The sequence below is a fragment of the Flavobacterium ginsengiterrae genome (genome assembly GCF_039539785.1).
GTDB lineage: Bacteria > Bacteroidota > Bacteroidia > Flavobacteriales > Flavobacteriaceae > Flavobacterium > Flavobacterium ginsengiterrae.
On record NZ_BAABDU010000004.1, the window covers coordinates 987,571 to 1,006,631 of the forward strand.

General features: G+C 38.0%; 17 protein-coding genes and 1 pseudogene. 12 read left to right on the top strand and 6 right to left on the bottom strand.

Annotation, left to right across the window (positions count from 1 at the left end):
• Positions 1-68: 68 nt before the first annotated feature.
• Together ABD859_RS14860 and ABD859_RS14865 are read left to right on the top strand one after the other, a co-directional pair.
• Positions 69-557 carry a hypothetical protein gene (locus ABD859_RS14860; protein WP_345145394.1) on the top strand — a complete coding sequence of 163 codons (489 nt, stop codon included), beginning with the start codon at positions 69-71 and terminating at the stop codon, positions 555-557.
• Positions 547-3,945, top strand: coding sequence for a tetratricopeptide repeat protein (locus ABD859_RS14865; protein ID WP_345145395.1), 3,399 nt, complete (start codon positions 547-549; stop codon positions 3,943-3,945). The genes ABD859_RS14860 and ABD859_RS14865 overlap by 11 nt, the downstream gene beginning before the upstream one ends.
• A gap of 300 nt (positions 3,946-4,245) precedes the next feature.
• Here ABD859_RS14865 and ABD859_RS14870 read toward each other — a convergent pair whose 3' ends face one another.
• From ABD859_RS14870 to ABD859_RS14885, 4 genes are all read right to left on the bottom strand, one after another.
• Positions 4,246-4,923: an SLATT domain-containing protein gene (locus ABD859_RS14870; RefSeq protein WP_281234849.1), complete on the bottom strand. Its 678-nt coding sequence runs from the start codon at positions 4,921-4,923 to the stop codon at positions 4,246-4,248.
• 768 nt (positions 4,924-5,691) lie between these two features.
• A complete protein-coding gene (locus ABD859_RS14875; protein ID WP_281234850.1) occupies positions 5,692-6,528 on the bottom strand; it encodes an HNH endonuclease in 837 nt (278 codons plus the stop codon).
• Complete coding sequence (locus ABD859_RS14880; RefSeq protein WP_281234851.1) at positions 6,515-7,300, bottom strand: AAA family ATPase; 786 nt, start codon at positions 7,298-7,300, stop codon at positions 6,515-6,517. Before ABD859_RS14880 ends, ABD859_RS14875 begins: the two co-directional genes overlap by 14 nt.
• A gap of 26 nt (positions 7,301-7,326) precedes the next feature.
• Positions 7,327-8,439 (bottom strand): AbiJ-related protein, encoded by a 1,113-nt coding sequence (locus ABD859_RS14885; RefSeq protein ID WP_281234852.1) that lies wholly within the window; start codon positions 8,437-8,439, stop codon positions 7,327-7,329.
• 438 nt (positions 8,440-8,877) lie between these two features.
• Between ABD859_RS14885 and ABD859_RS14890 the strand changes: the two genes are divergently transcribed.
• From ABD859_RS14890 to ABD859_RS14910, 5 genes are read left to right on the top strand one after another with little or no spacing between them, the layout of a single operon-like run.
• Positions 8,878-9,264 (top strand): single-stranded DNA-binding protein, encoded by a 387-nt coding sequence (locus tag ABD859_RS14890; RefSeq protein WP_281234853.1) that lies wholly within the window; start codon positions 8,878-8,880, stop codon positions 9,262-9,264.
• 44 nt (positions 9,265-9,308) lie between these two features.
• Entirely contained in the window at positions 9,309-9,668 is a 360-nt protein-coding gene (locus tag ABD859_RS14895; RefSeq protein ID WP_281234854.1) for a DUF7222 domain-containing protein, read from the top strand.
• A 26-nt stretch (positions 9,669-9,694) separates the two neighbouring features.
• Entirely contained in the window at positions 9,695-10,102 is a 408-nt protein-coding gene (locus ABD859_RS14900) for a PcfK-like family protein (RefSeq protein WP_281234855.1), read from the top strand.
• A gap of 8 nt (positions 10,103-10,110) precedes the next feature.
• Complete coding sequence (locus ABD859_RS14905) at positions 10,111-10,959, top strand: hypothetical protein (protein WP_281234856.1); 849 nt, start codon at positions 10,111-10,113, stop codon at positions 10,957-10,959.
• Positions 10,960-10,998: 39 nt separating this feature from the next.
• Entirely contained in the window at positions 10,999-11,385 is a 387-nt protein-coding gene (locus ABD859_RS14910; protein ID WP_486320590.1) for a PcfJ domain-containing protein, read from the top strand.
• Between the two features lie 102 nt (positions 11,386-11,487).
• On the opposite strand, the gene ABD859_RS14915 is transcribed toward ABD859_RS14910, so the two are convergent.
• Both ABD859_RS14915 and ABD859_RS14920 read right to left on the bottom strand, forming a co-directional pair.
• On the bottom strand, positions 11,488-12,873 hold the full coding sequence (locus tag ABD859_RS14915; protein ID WP_345145396.1) for a hypothetical protein: 1,386 nt from the start codon (positions 12,871-12,873) through the stop codon (positions 11,488-11,490).
• A 2-nt stretch (positions 12,874-12,875) separates the two neighbouring features.
• Complete coding sequence (locus ABD859_RS14920; protein WP_281234858.1) at positions 12,876-13,775, bottom strand: caspase family protein; 900 nt, start codon at positions 13,773-13,775, stop codon at positions 12,876-12,878.
• A 370-nt stretch (positions 13,776-14,145) separates the two neighbouring features.
• Between ABD859_RS14920 and ABD859_RS14925 the strand changes: the two are divergent.
• From ABD859_RS14925 to ABD859_RS14945, 5 genes and pseudogenes are all read left to right on the top strand, one after another.
• Positions 14,146-14,325 (top strand): annotated as a pseudogene (locus ABD859_RS14925) (hypothetical protein); the annotation flags it as partial.
• Positions 14,326-14,757: 432 nt separating this feature from the next.
• A complete protein-coding gene (locus tag ABD859_RS14930) occupies positions 14,758-17,100 on the top strand; it encodes a hypothetical protein (protein WP_281234859.1) in 2,343 nt (780 codons plus the stop codon).
• A 118-nt stretch (positions 17,101-17,218) separates the two neighbouring features.
• The gene (locus tag ABD859_RS14935; protein WP_281234860.1) at positions 17,219-18,124 is read left to right on the top strand and encodes a hypothetical protein; all 906 of its coding nucleotides are present in this window, start codon (positions 17,219-17,221) and stop codon (positions 18,122-18,124) included.
• Between the two features lie 33 nt (positions 18,125-18,157).
• The gene (locus ABD859_RS14940) at positions 18,158-18,334 is read left to right on the top strand and encodes a hypothetical protein (RefSeq protein ID WP_281234861.1); all 177 of its coding nucleotides are present in this window, start codon (positions 18,158-18,160) and stop codon (positions 18,332-18,334) included.
• Positions 18,335-18,561: 227 nt separating this feature from the next.
• Complete coding sequence (locus tag ABD859_RS14945) at positions 18,562-19,017, top strand: hypothetical protein (protein ID WP_281234862.1); 456 nt, start codon at positions 18,562-18,564, stop codon at positions 19,015-19,017.
• Positions 19,018-19,061 lie beyond the last annotated feature (44 nt).

Below are 19,061 nucleotides of genomic sequence, written 5' to 3' on the forward strand. Positions count from 1 at the left end.
TTGTAATGGGTTAGTTAATTAATTCAAATATACTAACTTTTGCATTTTAGTAAAAGGCGACGTAAGCTTTGTTGAAACAATTAGACGGAGATTATTTAGGAGATTATCTTTATTACAGGAAATTTCATATTTTTAACGAACAAACCATTAAACCCTTAATTAAAAGAAACATGGAGCCAATAACTATTGCAGCAATAGCATCATTAGGAAAACATTTAGCTGAAAAAGGTCTTGAAAAAGCTTTTGACACATCGGTGGAAGAGGTGTCAAAAAATGCAGTTGAGTGGGTTAAAAACCTTTTTAAAAAAGGAACCAAAGCCAATGGCGAACTTAAAGAACTACAGGAAAAACCTGAAAGCGCGGCAAGGCTGAATGTAGTTAAAGCGATAATTGAACGGGAACTTGAAGATAATCCTGATTCAGAGAAATACCTGCAGGAAATCTATAATAAAGTTCTAAATGTGACTTCAAATATTTCAAACAGTAAAAATGTCAATACCGGAACCATAAACAGCGGAGGAGGAAATATTCAGATTGGAGATATTTATGGAAAATAAAAACATAAATAAAGGTGAGATTACAGCTAGAGGGAATGTACATATTGGAGATATAGAAGTAAAAAACATTTTTCAGGGCTTATCCAGCCTTTTGTTTGAATTCCAAGAGCAGCTGCGGGATATCGAAGACCTGGCTAATCAGTTTAAAATTAAAACCGCATTGGATCTCCTTGAAAAGCTTGAAAACCGCGTTAAGGAGCATAGCCATCCTGCTAAAAACAAGATTTTAAGCAAAATCAGTTATTTGAAAGGGGTCTGCAAAAGGGAACTGCCAGAATTTACAAATGAAAATGTAGCAATGGATTTTGTAAAATCACACACCTTAAACGACAGCCATACGGCTGTCCGCGACCGCGCATGTGTAGAATACCTGAATATCGATCAGAAGCAAAAAGCTATTGAAATAGCCGATGAAATTTTAAAAACTGAGGAGTTTAATAATGCTGCTTGGTACGTGAAGGCCGTAACTGCCGACGAACTAACAGCAGTTCTGCCAATAATTCCAAAAATCGTCCGGGAGGAATATAATTTTCACCTGGCATTGATCCAGCATATTGTTCTGACCAATAAACTTTATCATCTTACTGAACTTCAGCAGTACGGCTTAAAGCTTAATATTGACTTTGGCAGATACAAAGAAGTAACCTTCAGTTCTCTGGACGCTTGGAGGCTGGCGGCAGATCTCGCCGTCACAAAGGTTTTTAGCGAACAGCTTGTGCGATATGTCAGTGGAGAAAATTTTAAAGATCCTGACAATAAGCTGATTTTAGAATCGACTGCTTTACTTGAGAAATATGTAAATAAATTGGACGATACCGAGCTGAAAGATTCGATTCTTCACGAGCATTTCTTCTTTGCTTATTTCCGATACCTGCTGACAAATGACAAAGAGAACTTAAAATTGCTGAAAAAAGTCTTTCCAAAAATCACTGAAAAATTATGGACTTACAGTTTCTGTTATTGTCAGGTATTAAACCACAATAAAGAGTATGAAAAAGCATTAGAATGCCTTGATGACTATGAAGAAGCCGGAAAGGACCTGAACAGCGAATTCTATCTTTTTAAGGCGGCACTTTTTAAAGTAACTGGCCGGGTTTCAGAGATAATTGATCTTTTCAACAGTTATCTTGATACAATAGACAATATCGAGGAGAAAGCCGGACTTAATATTATCAGTTCTTTTTCCAATATCCTCCAAAATATTGAAGACGAGCTTACCCTAGAGACCCAACTGGAAAAAATTAAGGTAAAAAATTATAAAAATGAGTATTTAAAAACGCTTTTGATAAGTACAATTTCGACGCGGTATTTAAAGAAAAAAGACACATTAAAAATTTACGAAGATCTGCAGAAGTTAAAAGATTATACAGATTTTGATGAGCAATGGAAAGCCCTTTATGCTGAAAATCTTAATGCTGTTGGAAAGAGAAATGAAGCTATAGCATATCTTGATTCGTTTGTTAAAAAAAATGTACTAAGCGCACATTTAAGATTTTATATCATTCTTCTTTATGACCAGCTGCGAGATAGAAATGATCAGGAAACAGGTCGGTATAAGGAACTTATGGAACTTCTGAAGTACTGGAGGCAGACGGCAAAAAGTCCCGATCAAATTCTGCTGCAGTATGAGCACAACTTATATACTGAAATAAATGACCTTAAAGAACTTGAAGATATCGACGGTTATCTATATGAATGTTTTCCTGACAACGAGTATTACATACTCGAATATGTTGCAAGACTTGAAAGAAGCGGCAATATCATCAGAATTAAAGAAGTTGCAGAAAAAATTACATGGGAAATAGAAAATGAGAATTTAGGTGTTACATTAGCTGTGATTTTACTTAGAACAGAAGCAGATCCTCAAAAGGGGTTCAGTATCTTGTACAATCTTGCATCAAATCCTCAGAATACATTTGCCAGAAGAAATTACCTGGGCAGCAGTGCATTTATAAAACAGGACGGTTTTCTCACCTCGTTTAATGAAGTCAAAATTGGCAACTGGGTCACATACCTTATCGGTGATAAGAAAATGACACAGAAAATCGATAGCGATTCGGGGATGCAGAGTAAGTTTATAGGCAGAAAACCTGGAGAAGAATTTACTGCATCCGGTGGAATCTCCAATAAGATCTACAGAATTAAAATTCTCGAAATCTTAAATGACGGCTTGAAACTGTTCCGGGAAATTCAGGAGGAAGCGTCAAATCCATTAAACGAATTAGGTTTCGAATCAATTGAAATACCAGCTAATCCAAGGGATCTCGTGGATTTTCTGAAATCAGAATTTGGCGAAGAAGGAACAAAGAATGCCAAAATAGAAGAAAAAGCGCTGGATGATTATTACAACTACCGTATTGGCTTTACTGAAATTTCCCGCGCAGTTTTCGGTGGCAGATACATTGATGCTTACATCCATCTTACATCTGGTCAGAGTGGAAAATTTACAACAGTACCTTCTGCCCTATCAAAACCGCTGGATATAAAAGATGATAAAGTTATATACGCACTTGATTTCAGTTCACTTATGCTTTTATACGCGGCAGAACAAGAACTGGATTTCAAATACAGGCATAATTTTGCGGTCTCATTCTATCTAAAGGATGATATAGAAAAAGAAATATACCAGCTTAAGAACTCGCCTTCATCTTCTATGACTTTACAAATTACTCCTGAGTTTGTTAGAAAGTTTGAAACTCCGGAAAATTTCAGTGAGAAGAGAATCAAGTTCTTAAATTCTCTACTTACCTGGATAGATACAAACTGCACCATTGACCTTGTTTCCGAAAAACTGGATGTACTCCCAAAGCTTAAAGAAGATGACAGGTTTACAGGGGTAATGAAAGTCCTGCTGGATTATATCTACATTGCACAGCGTAAAAATTATAGGATTATAAGCAGCGATACTACCTTATTCATGCACACCCGCATTGAAAGATATGTAGGAACACTTACTAATCCCGAAAAGTATCTGACAGAATTTTATCCTGAGAAATGTGGCACCGAATTTTACAGGTTTCTCCTGGACTCAAATTATATAGGGATAAATATAACCCTGGACACTTTAAAGGATGAATTTTATCGATACTTAAGCGGAGCAGAAAACCGATACTCCCTTTGTCTAGAAAACCTGACTTATACTACACATGAAGATCCAAAGATTGTAATTACAGTTAGTAAATTTCTAAAAGAACTCTACACGATTCCTTCAATTCCAATTGACAAAAAAAACAGTTACGCTGGAACGGTTTTGAGCAGGGTACTGTATGGTATGCCAAAAGAAGTAATAATTGAGCTTTCAAGACAACTTAATGTGGACTTTAAATTGATGGGGGTGCTATCAAATAGTGTATTCTCTGTATTTACAAGTTTTTTTAATAAAAACTAAAAAATGGTTTCTATATGCCAATTTTGCTGGTGACGATCTAAAGCCACTACTTCAAGTTTTATGGCAAAATCGTGGCACTTGCAGTTTTACAAAACCAAAAACTCAGCAAAATCAAAGCTATCGGGGTTTAGGTTCGAAACTGTATACTTTTTTTATTTTTCAGTTGTTATTAAGATTTTGATACTTGCTGAAACTCGAAAATAATTGCGCTATTTTTTGAGTAAACACAAATTCTCCAAATGTAAAAACCAACCTTTCTTTAAACTAAAAGCCAGTTTTGCAAAATTTTGTTAGTACACATTAGTTTATGGAATTAGCTAGTAATATAATTCCTAAAATCAATATTGGTGGTAAAACAATCATAATTGAATACCAGCCATAAATCTCCCATAAGTATCTCTGTTTTACTTTTTTTATATTTTTTGGCGTTACTTTTTCTGGTGCAACCTTTTCAAAATAATTTATATTACTAATTTGAAACATATCATAATCGATAGGTGAATGATTTTGATAATTCCTCAATACTGTCTGATATTTTTCAGATAAATTTTTAGCGAAAGTATACATTTCATATTCAGAAGGACTATGCTTTAGGGTTTTAAACATTCTTAAATCGTTATATAACGTAGATAATTCAAGTCCACAATCGTGAAATATTCGAGCGTTCAACGTATATTCCTGTGCATTTTCAAACTGACTTACCACCAATAATAAAATCGATAATGCAGTTATTATATAGTTTATGATATTTTCATTATTCCCAGTATTAATATTGTAGACAGAAATTAAACTTGCAATAATTAAATACGCCGATAGAAAAGCTAAGCTTATATTTGAAATTTTTGCTTTCGTTTTTAAACGTTTATCAGCGTTAAATCTGGATGCTTTTGTAGACCAAATTTTATAATTCAGTTCCTCTAGAAAGCTTTTTTCTAAATATTGTTTTGGTCCCGTGAATTGATTTGCTTTTTCCGTCATTCCAATGTTTTATTATAATGTGTATGTCAATACAAAAGGCAATTTAAACTTGAGTCAATATGTATGGTAAATGTCATCATATTTATTTTCAAATATATAGTTTTTTAACCACAGATTATAAAATGGCTATTAACTTTGATTGTCTCTTTGGGAAATATTAATAGCTATGCATAAAAATCAAAAAAAAGACCTACATACTAAACATTAAATCAATCTGCCACGCCACCGGATGAAATTTTAATCCCTTCTATTTGAAAATCAATTATAATGGATTCATTTCAATAGAAAAGCAGAAATAAAGCCAGAAAAAAAAGAAGCCCGTAAAGCAGCCTATTGCTCCTTTTATCACGGAGCTCTTCTTTTCGCTGATGGTTTTCTTGAACCAACCTTTCTATCCGTTTAAGGTTGATGCGCTTTGTTTCCAATGCAGTAAGTTTTAAGCAAACTTAACCCAGTGACAGAAAAAGATGAATCCCTATAGGTTTTGATTCTATCAGAATAAGACCGTATTACATATAGTTTTAAAGCTAGCGCTTAAGATTTTGCTGCAGAATGCCTCATTAGAGCAGTTTAAAAGATGCTTTAACCCAGAACTGGAAAGGTGGAAACCTATCTACAATCCGATTTTTCCAATGCTTTTCGCATTCCAAAATTTCGATAATTCATGGTACTTCTCCAAATCTGGCCATAACAGAATCTAATGATTACTGAAGCTTTATAAAGTTTATAAGGTTACAGACAGTACGGCCGAATTGCAGCATTTCATCGCTAAACCTCCAGCCTTTCCAGAAAAAGAGGGCTCTGAACCAATGCGATTTCGGCTATCGACCTCCAGTAATTAGTCCCGTATGAGGCAAAATTACGCTGAGCTGATGCCAGCACTTCAGCTGTACTTTCAGCAGTGCTTAAGGTGGAGACCAGAAGGGAATTTTCCAGTTCGGAAATAATGCCCACTGCCTTCATTCTCATGCGCTCTTCAAGCCTGAGCCTTGTAAAATGCGATTGTATTAGATTGAAAGTACTCAAAGGTATACCCGAAGGATTGGCAAGATAATATCTAAAATCAATATCCCCCTGCCCGTCATCGATGACATCGGCAAATAAAAAGCGTTCAGCCGGCAGTATGTCTCTGTAGAAATTCAGAAAAAGCCGCTCACCGGCATTATTGCGCCATACATAAGATTTATAGCCGTTACAGGTCTTGCAGCAGGGAACAAGATTATTGGTATGAACCGAATATTCGGGAAATTCCTCCTTGGGAAGGTAATGGTCAAAGGACTCCACCGGCGTAACAGTGCAGTACTGGCAGGTATAGCGCACCGATGCAGGAATATTTCTCTGGATTCTGTTTCTTAACTCCCTCAAAACAAGCGTATCATATCCGTAAAGGCTCCTGATATCCGGTCCGTGATGAACGAATAGAGGATTGCCATGAAGCATTGAGAGGCTGCCCCTGTTAAAATTATAGTCATATACATCATACTGGCCTCCTAGCGTTGCGGCAATGCCTGTAAGCCGTGCTCGAAGCAGCGCATCTTCTTTTCTTTCAACGGCATTCCTGTAGACTTCCTTAGAATCCCCATCAAACTCTCTAAAATTTTTCATTGCGGTCTGCTAATAATGATTTAATAAATAATCTCGCACTCAGGCTTAAAGGAACATCATCATGTTCTATCAAAGATACTATCTGCTCAAAGGAATGCCCCGCAGTAACTAAACTGCGAAGCAGCTTTAAATAATGCCGCGGCACTTCTCTATTGCCAAAAATCTCATCTGTTATCACTGTCAGATTCTCACCAAAAGGCTCTTTTTCCAGCCGTCTGGTGCCTGCATAACTCCCATCCCTTTCAATGACATAAATGTTCCTTGACTGGAGTTCCTGAATAATAATCGGCGAATGCGTGGCAAGGATGCAGAAGGAATCATACCTCTGGACAAGTTCAAATATCATATTCATCAGCTCGCTGATAGCATTGGGATGCAGATGCGTTTCTGGCTCGTCATATAGGATCAGCGAATTATAGCGTATCTGCGCAATTATTTCAGTGACAATAAACAGCAGTATATTCTGCCCAGAACTTACTCTGGAATAAACTTGCGGAAACTGCTCAGGCAAAAATTCATGTCCCATGAATCCTCTGCTAAACATGACTGAAACCGTTTCTTTTGGAATGAAGGTCTCCAGTAATATCTTCCAGTTCTCTATTTCCTTCTTAATGGTTATCTTTTCAGTGGAAGTATAAAAACGGTCAACCAGCTCTTCCTCTGAAAGCCACCCACCACCTGCCTTTTTGAGCCCGCAGTACACATAATTGAACGAGGCATTTGAGGGAGGCCCGCTGAATTTATCAAAAAAACTGTACGATATGGTAAACACTTTTCCATAAATAGGCTTTCTGGGCGTTATCTCTGGGGTGAATCCGAGGAAAGGCTTCTCACAATCGCATTGAGAATCTGCGTTTTTCCTGTTCCGTTTTTTCCAATGAGTCCAAAGACCCTATGCTGCAGGATACCTTCTGACTGAAAATCAAAATTAAGGCGCAAATCATTGCCGGCATAAGGCGGACGGTAGTTGAAATTAAACTTAAAGGCTTGCGAATAATCGATATCATTAAGCTGGAATCGGATGGTCCGCAGCATCTTTTCATTGGAATTGTCGCGAGTTAGTGAAGTCCTGAATATATAATCATTCTCAAACTGTTCGGCTATCCTAGGAAAAAGCCCAACATCCCTTATGGCTAAAAGCACGCTCTGATAGGAGCTTGGGAATAATTCCTTTAAATCAAGATAATACTCCTCGCTGGTGCCGCAGGAGCAGAATTCATCTCCCAGCGATACAAATTTATCTTCCAGCTCATCCCAGGTTTTCTCACAATCGCGCTTCATGATCTTAATAGAAAGGTCCTGGCTTCTGGCATTAGACGCAGGCAGGTACCGCAGCCCCATAAGGGTGCGTATGCTGTAGTCATTCCAATTATCATAATACAGGACAAAACACGGATACTCATCTATCTTGTCCGGTCCTTTAAAAAAAGGAATGCTGTTTTTCGCTATCTGAAGCGGCAGATCCCCTGCGCTCATCAGCGGCCTTAGCTTATAGAGCGGCATTTCTTCAAAATAGTCCACTATTGCCATTCGGCTCCCTGATTTTTCCACATGCTTATTAATCAGATGCGCGTAAAGTTGAATCCCCTCTTTGGACGGCCTCACATCAGGGCTTACAACAGTTTCCAGAAATTTATTGTAGTAGCTGTTATCCCCATCCACCAGCCCGAACCGATTGAGGAATGTGTATTCCAGACTCCAATCCTCATTGTTGATCAGATGCTGTTTGGCATCCTCCATTGCGTTGATATACCTTTCATCCTGCGAAGGCATTTCCTGCAGTGGCCAGATTTTATTCAGAAAGGTTATAATACCGTCAAAATCAGTATATACCCCCATAAAATCTTCCCTTGATGAGAGGGTTTCAAAAATATCATGCTTTACTTTCCTGCTCAAAACAATTTCATCCACTCTGATTGTTTTTTATAGATTAATATTCTGCTTTTGCTTCTGTGATAATTTTCAATTCCCTGCAAAGGCGGCAACTAAAACGCCACCTGGCAGAAATGTCCAAAATAGTGATTTTTCCTTACAAAATAACCTCTAACTAAAAACTTTCCCCTGTAGGCTTCCAATAGAATACTTCCTTCTATTCCCAACGAAGATTATAAAGGTCTCTAGACTGGCTTTTCCATTCAAAACGGGTTAAAAGGGCAGCCAAAGTAGTATCCGCCCTCACCTGCATGCGCATAACAGCTGCGCTGCCCTTCGGGACTTATAGCACTCCGGCTCCTAAACCGGATACTCATTTTTTGCTTTCTTTTTTCCCGTTTTTTCTTTTGAAAAATTTCATTTGGGGACTATGGGAAAAGAAGACTTCAAACAAGTATTCACTAAAAATTTTATGTCATGGAAATCACAGGACGAATTGTAAAAGATGCCTCAGTTTTTAAAGTAAAGGAAAACCGTGAGGTGGTAAACTTCTCCATAGCAGTCAACGACAGCTATAAACCCAAAGGAAGTACCGAAACCAAAAAGATTGTAACCTATATCGACTGTTCCTACTGGCTCAGCGCAGGACTGGCGCAGTGGCTCCGTAAAGGAACGCTCGTGCAGCTCTTTGGGCGCATCGGACTGAATGTCTATATCGGAAATGATGCGCAGGCACACGGGGCATTGACCTTTCACACTTCCGATATTAAGATACTGGTATTTGCACGGGCGGATAATACAAAAGCTGTTGCTGCAGATAAACAGGAAAACGTAGCGGATGATCCCGACGACCTGCCTTTCTAAACCTTTCAAACCTATAATTTTTATACACGCCTAAATACAATATTATGAAAGCCTTACAAAAATCCAATTATAACGAGTTCCGTGTCAGTGATGTCTTTAATCAGATTATCCTGCGCAGCATCACTTCTTACGACGGTAAACGCAGTGCGCAGCTGAAATCTTTCTTCCTTGACCTGCAGCAGGGTGGCTGCGTCAGCGGTATGATTTCAGAATTTATCTACAATGCCGACTGCTGCGATTTCTACGTCGAGCATATTGATGACCTCGAAAATATCAGAACCGAATTGGAAGAAGCTATCGGCGAACCGATTGAGAACCGTTTTAAAGTCCCCCACTACACGTTTGTATGCTGGCTCTGCTTTGAGGAATACTGTTATGACCTCTATTCAAGACTCTTTGAGTAAAAATTTTCAACCTTAAATATTTTCTTATGAAAGCTTCTGAAAATTTTAAAAACGCCATAGAGAACTATCTGAGCACTTTGGCGCAGGGCGATGCCGCCTTTGCGCCAAACTATGCCAAAGCATCCAAGAACCTCGAAAGCTGTTTGGATTACATAGGCGGTGAGGTCAAAAAAACGGGCTTGTGTGCCTTTGACAATCAGGAAATCTTTGACATGGCTGTAAAATACTACACCGATAATTCCATCGGCACGCCTGCCCCTATGCCCTATAAAGCCGTAGTACAGGAACCTGCCCCTGCCGACCTTTTCTCGCAGCCTGAAATCCCCGCTGTGCCTATCAGGACAGAACCTGTTCTCCCTGTAAAGAAAGATGTAAAACCTGCGGCACAGACAGCCCTGACACTCTTTGGCCTACGATACCCAAAACCCGCATAGAAAAGCAATTGATTGCGCTCAGCGCTTCCCTTCCTCCGATAAAACCCGAAGTCTCCACTTGGGCGGAGAAAAATATCTTCCTGAAATGGGGCGTGCTCTCACGCTCCAAATTCTACTGCTTGCAGTGCACCCACGTGTGGAAAACCTCCTGTCCAAGCACCTGCGCAAAGTATACCGCCTGTCCTGCCTGCGGGGGCAGGCTGAAGATGATGCCCTATAATCAGGTGCATTTCAAGGAAACCGAATACTTTGCCGTGGTTCAGAACTGCGCAGGGTTTCAGGTGGTGCGCATGTTCATAGCCTACAAGCACATGAAAAAGAATTTCGCCCCGACCTATTTTCATCATGAGGTCATGCAGCATTGGATTGCCACCAATGGCGAAGTGCGCACGCTCTCGCGCAGCAACAATGTGTTTTCATCTGCCCCTGATGCCTGGAAATTCTATTTCCCGCTTGAAATCAAACCCAAGGATTTCAGCCGCAATGCCAAGTTCTTTATCAATCCCTACAAAGTCTATCCGCAGATGAAAGTACTGCCTATTTTAAGACGCAACGGCTTTAAGGCTTCTGTATATGATATAACGCCCCACCTGCTGTTTTCATCGCTTTTATCCGACCCCATTACCGAAACCCTTTTAAAAGCGCGTCAGCTCAGCCTCTTGCAGTATTATCTCCGCGTTTCAGGTCAGGATATCCGCCGAAACTGGCAGACGGTCAAAACGGTCATCAGACATAAGTATAAGATTTCCGATGTTTCCATTTGGGAGGATTATCTGCAGCTCTTGCGGTATTTCAAAAAAGATCCCGCAATTCCGCTTTGCGCCTGTCCTGAAAACCTGCACGATTCTCACGACTGATTGGTGCGCAAAAAAAGGGAACTGCTCAGAAAGAAAAAATTGCAGGACCTGCGCCTTGAAATCGAAAAGGCTCAGAAAAAGTATGCAAACGATAAAAGGTGCTTTTTCGGACTGTCTTTCCAAAAAGGAGAACTGAGCATTTCAGTTATTGAAGAAGTAAAGGATTTTATGCGAGAGGGCGACGACTTGGTGCATTGCGCATTTACCAACGAGTATTATGAAAGAAAGGATTCGCTGATACTCTCGGCAAAGGTCGAGGACAAATCCGTCGAAACCATCGAAATCTCACTCTCTAGAATGAAAATCCTGCAATGCAGGGGAATGAAAAACAAACTCTCCGAGCACCATAAACAGATACTGCAGCTCCTTTCAGAGAACCTTTATCAAATTAGGGAGCGCATGAAAAAAAGAAAAGACAAAAAATAATGCCGATGACTGCATCGGCTTTTTTATGGTGCTAACTTATGTCTCGGAAGCCCGCCAGCCTGACGGCCGCCGGGCTCGAGGTTATAACGGACTTTGCCAATTTTATTGTACTTCAAGCTCTTTAATCAAATCTCTTTTCTTCTTCATATTTTCCAGCTCTTTAACTTCATTCTCCAATTTTGTTGCAGCACTATCGCCTTTTGCTAATTTCACTGCATCAACAGCGACTGGAGCAATGGAACCGACCTGATCAGCACTCACTGCCTTGCCTTCAATTGTTAATCTTTTAAGTTCGCCTGTAAGCGGGTCAAGCTGAAATGATAGCTTTTTATTTTTTGCCTTAGAATATCCCACTGCTCCATACTGTGGAATTTTAACTTGCTCATAATAAAGAACAGCTGTTTTTTCTTTAGCTTCCGTCTTTTCTTTATCTACTATTTTTTTGTTTTCTTCTGTCTTTTTATTTTCTTTTGACGCTTTCTTTTCCTCTATTTTCACTAACTTGAGTTGGACATTTAATGGTATGTTATAAGCGAATCCCAATTCATCCTCTCCTCTCTCTGTAAAATAATTTAATTGCTGCTCTCGGTTTCTTTCAAAAACTAGGAAGTAGCCAAACTGTCCCATATCGCCAAACTGTCCATCTTTTGCAAGAATTTCATTTTTTAATTCTTTATTTAAGGTTATTTTTCCCTTATCAAAAGCAAAAAGGGCAGTCCTAAGAGAATCTTTTATAGTTTCAGGTTTTACACTTGATGGAACATACAAAAATTTCATTATTTTCACTTCCTTCTTTTCTTTATAAAAATACCTGGCAAAAACTTCATCATAGGCCTTTTGATATCTGTTTTTCAAATCTTTATAAATCTCATAATTGCTCTGAGTGCCTAATAAATCAAACTTTGCCAAGGCCTCCTCTAGAGCGGGGATTTTATAGACTACAGGATCTGATTTAGACAAAATGCTTTTCCCCATAAAAAAACTCCCGGCAATTGATGCAACGCCGGAAAGCCCTTTAACCACCAGATCAAAAGACTTATTCTCTGCGCTGGATTCTCCTTCTGACAAAATACCGTCAGTGCTATAGGTAAAAGAGACCCTTTGATCTTTATACCACCTTTTATTAGGATTCACATAAAATATTTTAGAATAATCAGGCACACTTTTCATGCTTATTTTTATGGAATCATCAATTATTTTATAAGAAGTGCTGTCTCCTTTTTTAATACCTTTATATATTATCTTGTCAACTCCATATCTTATAGCATATTGCGCAATTTCCAAATCTGTATAGTTTTGGTCGTCAAAAAGAGTGCCTTTAGAAAAAGTTGTGGCTATGCACTGCACTTCCACCACAAGTGCGGCCTTGGGCAGAATATAAGCCTGTTCCCCATTAATCTTGCTTGTATCTTTAACTTTCATATATTCTTGAGCATTTATTTCGCAAAAAAATAAACAGGAAATTAGTAAGGGTAAAGGTAGTTTCATATCTAAAGAGTTTTAAATGGTATAGTATTAGCATATTTATTTACTGATTTTCCAATTTCATGATACTGGACATTCTGCATTAGCGAAATTCGCGTGCGAAGCTCACATGCCAGCCTTGGATACGTATAACTGTTCCAATTTCCCACCGCCATGGCATTTATAATAATGCTCTCAAGATTGATTGTCAGCAGACCGCCATTGCTTCCCCCGCTTGCCTCAGCCGAATCCTCCGCCGCGCCAATATAGATTAAATTAAAGTCTTCATTAATATCCTCAATATTACCAAAATCACATATTAAGCTATTTTGCTTCTCTAGCTGCCTGTCAGCTATAATTTCATTTTGGAATCTAAGCCGCTTATTTTTATCAATCTTAAAATCAAGAAAAGATTTATTGATCTTATAGGAACTTGAAGAATGGCATGCGTCAACAATCATTATGTTTTTTGTCTTTTGGAAATACCTGTTAAGAAGCTTATAAACTTCGTCATCCACTAAATAATCATCATAAGCAGCAAGCACTTGATCAAATTTTGACTCTTCATCCCCATTCTGGTCTGGAAGCTCAGCGCCATGCCCTGAGAAATAAAAGACAAAAGTATCTCCTTCCTTTATGATGCCACCTATTTCTGAAATCTTCTTTTTAATATTTTCAACCGTGGCATCTTCATTGGTAATCTTTTCAAAAATGTGGCCGTTTCGCAGTGCAATCCTTTTCATTCTTTCCAAATCTTTTGCCACACCACTTGTGGCATAATCACTAAAACTGACATTGTATTTTGCTTGATAGGCCATCGTATTTAAATACTCAAGTCCGACAGCAAGATGGTACGTGGCAGCAGACCACAAATGCGAAAAATTTAAAAAAATCAAAACAAGGGAGAAATGTATATTTTTTTTCATCGGGACTTAAGTTAGCAGTAATTAATAGTCTTTTGTTGTGGAAAAGCTCTGTAAATGTATCAAACAAAAAAGCATCGACAACAAGTATAACTACCTGATTTTTAAATATAAAACTTTAATTTTATATGATAAATAGTTTTTCCATTTGTTCTCTACCCCTAAGTTTATGGGTGCAGAATCGGTGCATGTAGAATTAAAAAAGATAAAAAACAGAAAAAGAACAAGTTAAAAGTTTAAGTTCGAAACATTACTACATCAAAATGTCATAAAAATCATTAATCTGAGTTTTGTGGCAGAATCGTGGCACTTTATATTTTTGTAAACTAAAAACCCAGCAAAATCAAGGCCTACCGGCTTTAGATTCGAAACTTTTTTACTTCTTGGAACTGTGGAAGTGGATTATCATTTTCCAACCATTACCCTTATTAAGATGGCTAAGACGCCGTTTATCGCAGATCCGAGATATTCCAGTGATTCCGAAAGGCAGTTCAGAGTCCACCAGCAGCTGCGCGAAGATGTAAGCATGACACACCGTGCCCCTTATCCCTAGGAACATGAAATTAATCTGCCCCGGCAGAAAATGCAATAGATGTGCAGCTAAATTTTACAATAGTATCTAATTTTTAATACAGCTCTCATCCTTTACTAAAAAATTAGGTAAAGCCTGCTTTTTAATTATAAAAATAATCCTATATTCGCTGAAAATGCTGTAAAAATCAGGTTAAATTATACATTCCTGGGATGCTGAACCAAATAGAGACCCTCAATATGCCATTAAAAGAAACTGTAAAACCAACATTAAGTCTCCGGTCCAATTCCCTTAGATGCCTCCGTCTCAGTATTGACACCAATAATTTCCAATTTTACTTCCGCAGCGAATGCAGGAAAAGGATGTAAGATCTTCCTTTGCGTTCAATATCGGGATAAGATCATCTTTGATACTGATGAATAAATTTCATTTATAAATACAACTAAAAAAAATATGCAAGGATTCCGCCTTCTGGCTCTTCGTCCCTTAAAAGGAACCTCTAGAAAATTTAGAAAAAACCTCAAAAATCAGGTAATCTATAAGTTTTACCAGAATTATCAATTTGTCGACCAGAATGGCGATGAAATATTAGAAGGCAACGAAAATCTCCAGACAGATCTCATCAATGTACTCCCTCCGCAGAACAATGCGGGGGACATCTATTCCACGAAAGGTCTCAGCATAAACATAAGTGCCGTAGTGGGACAGAATGGCAGCGGTAAAAGCAGCCTCATCGACTTTTACAATCTTATACTGTATTATCTGGCATGCAATCAATTCGAGACAATGAAACCGACAAGCGTACAGTTGATAGATCAGCTGCGTTTTTTATTTCATTTTGTAAAAGAATACTATTCGAAAATTAAAGAATTTCAGATTATCGATACCGAACCGGCCGTTGATATGACAGATACCGCTTCCTTAAATGATCTGCAGCTGTTAGCGGCAGCAGAAAAATTAATTATGAATCTAGAATTTAGGTACAACTGGATTTTTTTGGAAACTGCCGATCTGGGCAAAAAGCTTGACTTCCTCACTGCTTTACAATGGTATTCGGTAGAAGGTGCCAAAAATTATGGAATCAGACAGCAGAAAAATTCAAGCAAGGCTTCTATTTTCTATAAGGAACTTACGAGATCTTTTGCGGTTAAACTCAAAAAAATAATAGCCGATTATAGTAATGAAAAAAAGTTTGATAAAAAACTGGAAAAAAAATTACGTTTTCAATTAATCTACCAGATTGACGGGGAAACACATGAAATTAAAAAAGATAAAAATGGTCTTCAATTCGATGATCAGACCTTTTTCTATACCATACTTCTCAATTATTCACTCCACTCGATGAATTCAAAAAATTTGGGAGCATGGATATTCAAATTATTTCACAAAAATGACGGCTATCAGACTCCAAATGTAATCAATCCATACAGGGAAGAAGGGATTATAAACGTAAACTCGGAATTGGCACTATCCACAGACCGACTGGTATACAACATCATAGACCAGTATCGCAGAGGCTCTAAGGCTGTTATACTCAATAAATATGGGTTCAAGAGATTTATTTTACGGCTAAAAGATAAACGCACTTACAACCTAAAGGAGCTGAATGTTACTTATTCTGACAAGGAAAAATTTCTGGAATTCCTATCCAGACTGCCTGAAAGCATGGACTTTAATATCGGGCATAACGGCATAGGCGATCTGTGCATCGTATATCTGATTAAAAAATTCCAAAAAATAGCTTCAATCTATATTGATCATTTTTATGAACCTCAAAATTTAGAGCAGACGCCCTTTTCTGAACAGATTGAGAAGAATCGAGAATGGAAGCTTGCAAAAACCAAAGAATTTCTTCTATCATCCGACTCACATGTTGCCAGAAAGTTTAACCAGACTTATAATTTTCTGGTAAGCATCGAACAGCTTGGCTCAGAATTGGAATTTATTAACAGCTGGAATCTCTTTGACGATATAAGAATAAATGAAGAAGAGCTCACCAGATGGATCGAATTTTCTGTAAATAAATTTGCGCTTGAAGCCAAAGGGACTCATGAACTTATAAACCACCTATTCCCAGCTATTTTTGATATTGATATTGAGTTCGAAAAAAAAGACGGCTCTCGAATCAAGCTCTCCGATTTAAGCTCGGGTGAACAGCAGTATATCTTTAATATCAACACTGTAACCTATCATATCAACAACTTAAAAACTATAAAACCCATTGAGGGGACTAAAATTAGAAATTACAATTATATCAATATAGTACTGGACGAAATAGAACTCTATTATCATCCGGAATATCAGAAAAATTTAATTAAAGATCTTCGCAGGGAAATCAAAAAAATTGATTCCTTGGGAGATTTAAAAAGTTTCAATATTATGTTCCTTACTCATTCCCCTTTTATCTTATCGGACATACCTAATGAAAATATTCTGCGGCTTGAAGATGGTTTTCCCTCTCTGAGGAATTTCGACCCGACATTTGGAGCAAACATACATGACCTGTTGGCGAACGATTTTTTCCTCAAGGGCTTCATGGGAGAATTTGCAAAAAGCTATATTACCAAACTGATCAGAAAAATTGAAAAGACCCAGACTGCGCAGCTGAGCAAAAAAAAATACAACGCGTATCTTGATAAAATAAATTTAATTGGAGAGGCGGTTATTAGGAATTCACTAAAATCCCTCCTGGATAAAAAATTCAAAGATTATATAGATTGGGAGAGAAGATTGGAAGAAGTTGACAAAGAAAGAGAATTCATCAATAAAAATTTAAAAAACAATGGGACCACTTGATTTTTCGAAGTTTAAGACCGTAAAATACAAATACATCAGTTTTTTTAAAATTCAAAAGATAGTTAAAAAAATACAGGCACTTGAAAAGTTAAATCCAAAGTTTCAAAATTTCACAGATTTGATAAACACCGAAAAAAAACTCAAAAAAATCATTGGTGCCGATAACGTTAAACTCAAGGAATTCAAGCAAAAATTTGATTCCTGCGGCATCAGTTTTGACTTTGAGGACTGCACTGCTGGCAATGGCTGCGGCAACTGCATACCATGCCGGAATAATGCAGAAAAAATAAGCTTCCGTGAAAAGATTTTGAAAGCCCTTGATTATGAAAACAATGGAAAAGCATCGCTGCGAAAAGTGTATTCCAGACTTGGTTTAAAGACATGTTATGTATGCAATGCCCAGTATGCGCTAAACGCAGTTCCTGAAAACAGACCGGCAAAAGGAACTGTTGCGGTTCAGGATAGATACAAGGCAAAATTTCAGTTTGACCACTATCTTCCTAAAGCTAAATATCCTGCCCTCAGCATCTCGCTTTTTAATCTTTTCCCAATCTGCTCTCCCTGCAATTCCATAAAAGGGGAACGTGATCTGGGAATCGATTTTTTATCATCAGACCCAAATGACTGGGATGATAAGTTTACCTTTAAAATCTTGGAAAAATCACTTACAGCCTTCCTTTTAAATCAAAAAGCAATGAAAATAGATTTCATTGATAAAACCACCTATATCGGTATGGAAAGTTTGGCAAAGAGGTTTGATATCAAAGGCATATACAACAATCAGATTGACCTGATTGAAGAGCTCATAATCCGTAAACTGAAATATTCTGATACCTATAAAGGTAAATTAACGCAATCCTTTCCAAATCTATTTCATAAAACCTCAATAGATGAACGTATAGAATTGGGAACCTACAGCCAGAATGAAGGCATTCATAAACGTCCGATGAGCAAATTTATCCATGATATCGACCAGCAGCTTACAGATCACTTTCAAAAGGAACTTTTAAAAATTGGGAATTGATTTTCACTGCTTGGTGTGATAAAACAATAGCAAATGGCAAAAAATGAAACCTTTTATACCAGTTATGCCGATTTGATCTCAGGAGATAAATTATTTCTGAAAAGGGCAAGGACGGCACTTCCTTATTTAGTAAGACAGGAGAGAGCAGGAAAACCTATATATTATTCTGATCTCGCCAGTGAAATTGGATTCCAAATCCTAGAAATTTGAACTATCCCCTGGGAGCAATTGGAAATGCTTTAATCTCCCTTGGAAAAAAATCGAACTTGACATACCTCCTATCCAATGTCTGGTCATTAATAAAGCAACCGGCCTGCCCGGGAAGGTATAGAATGGTTTATGGATCAGAAGGAATTTAAAAAATTAAGCAGAACAAAGAAAACAGAAGTTCTCGATATCCAGCTTAGAAAAATTTATAATTTCCCGATTGGAATAAGGTGCTTGCAGCATTTGAACTCGACGAAGTAAATAGTGTCCTGCAGCAGCTCATGGAGAAAGCCAGAAGCGCTGGCTTTGGCGGCGGGGAAAGTGAACACCACAAAAATTTCAAGAACGCTGTAGCCCAAAATCCAAATCTTCTTGGATTGGATGTCCCTCCGGGCCGGACTGAATACAGGCTCCTTTCAGCAGACTGCATAGACGTTGTTTTTATAAACAAAACAGAGCTTATTGCCGTTGAAGTCAAATCATCAATATCAGCTGATATAGATATTTTAAGAGGACTCTTCCAATGCGTAAAATATAAATATCTGATACAGGCAGAACAAATCGTCGAAAATATGGAACCAAACACCATGGTAATTCTCGCACTGCAGGGCACATTTCCAGCAAAACTTCTCAGTGTTAAAAACTGCCTCGGCATTGAGGTAATAGATCAGATTAAGTCGCTGTAGACTTGTCGGATAAACGGCCTCACCACAATTATCTGCTTATGCTC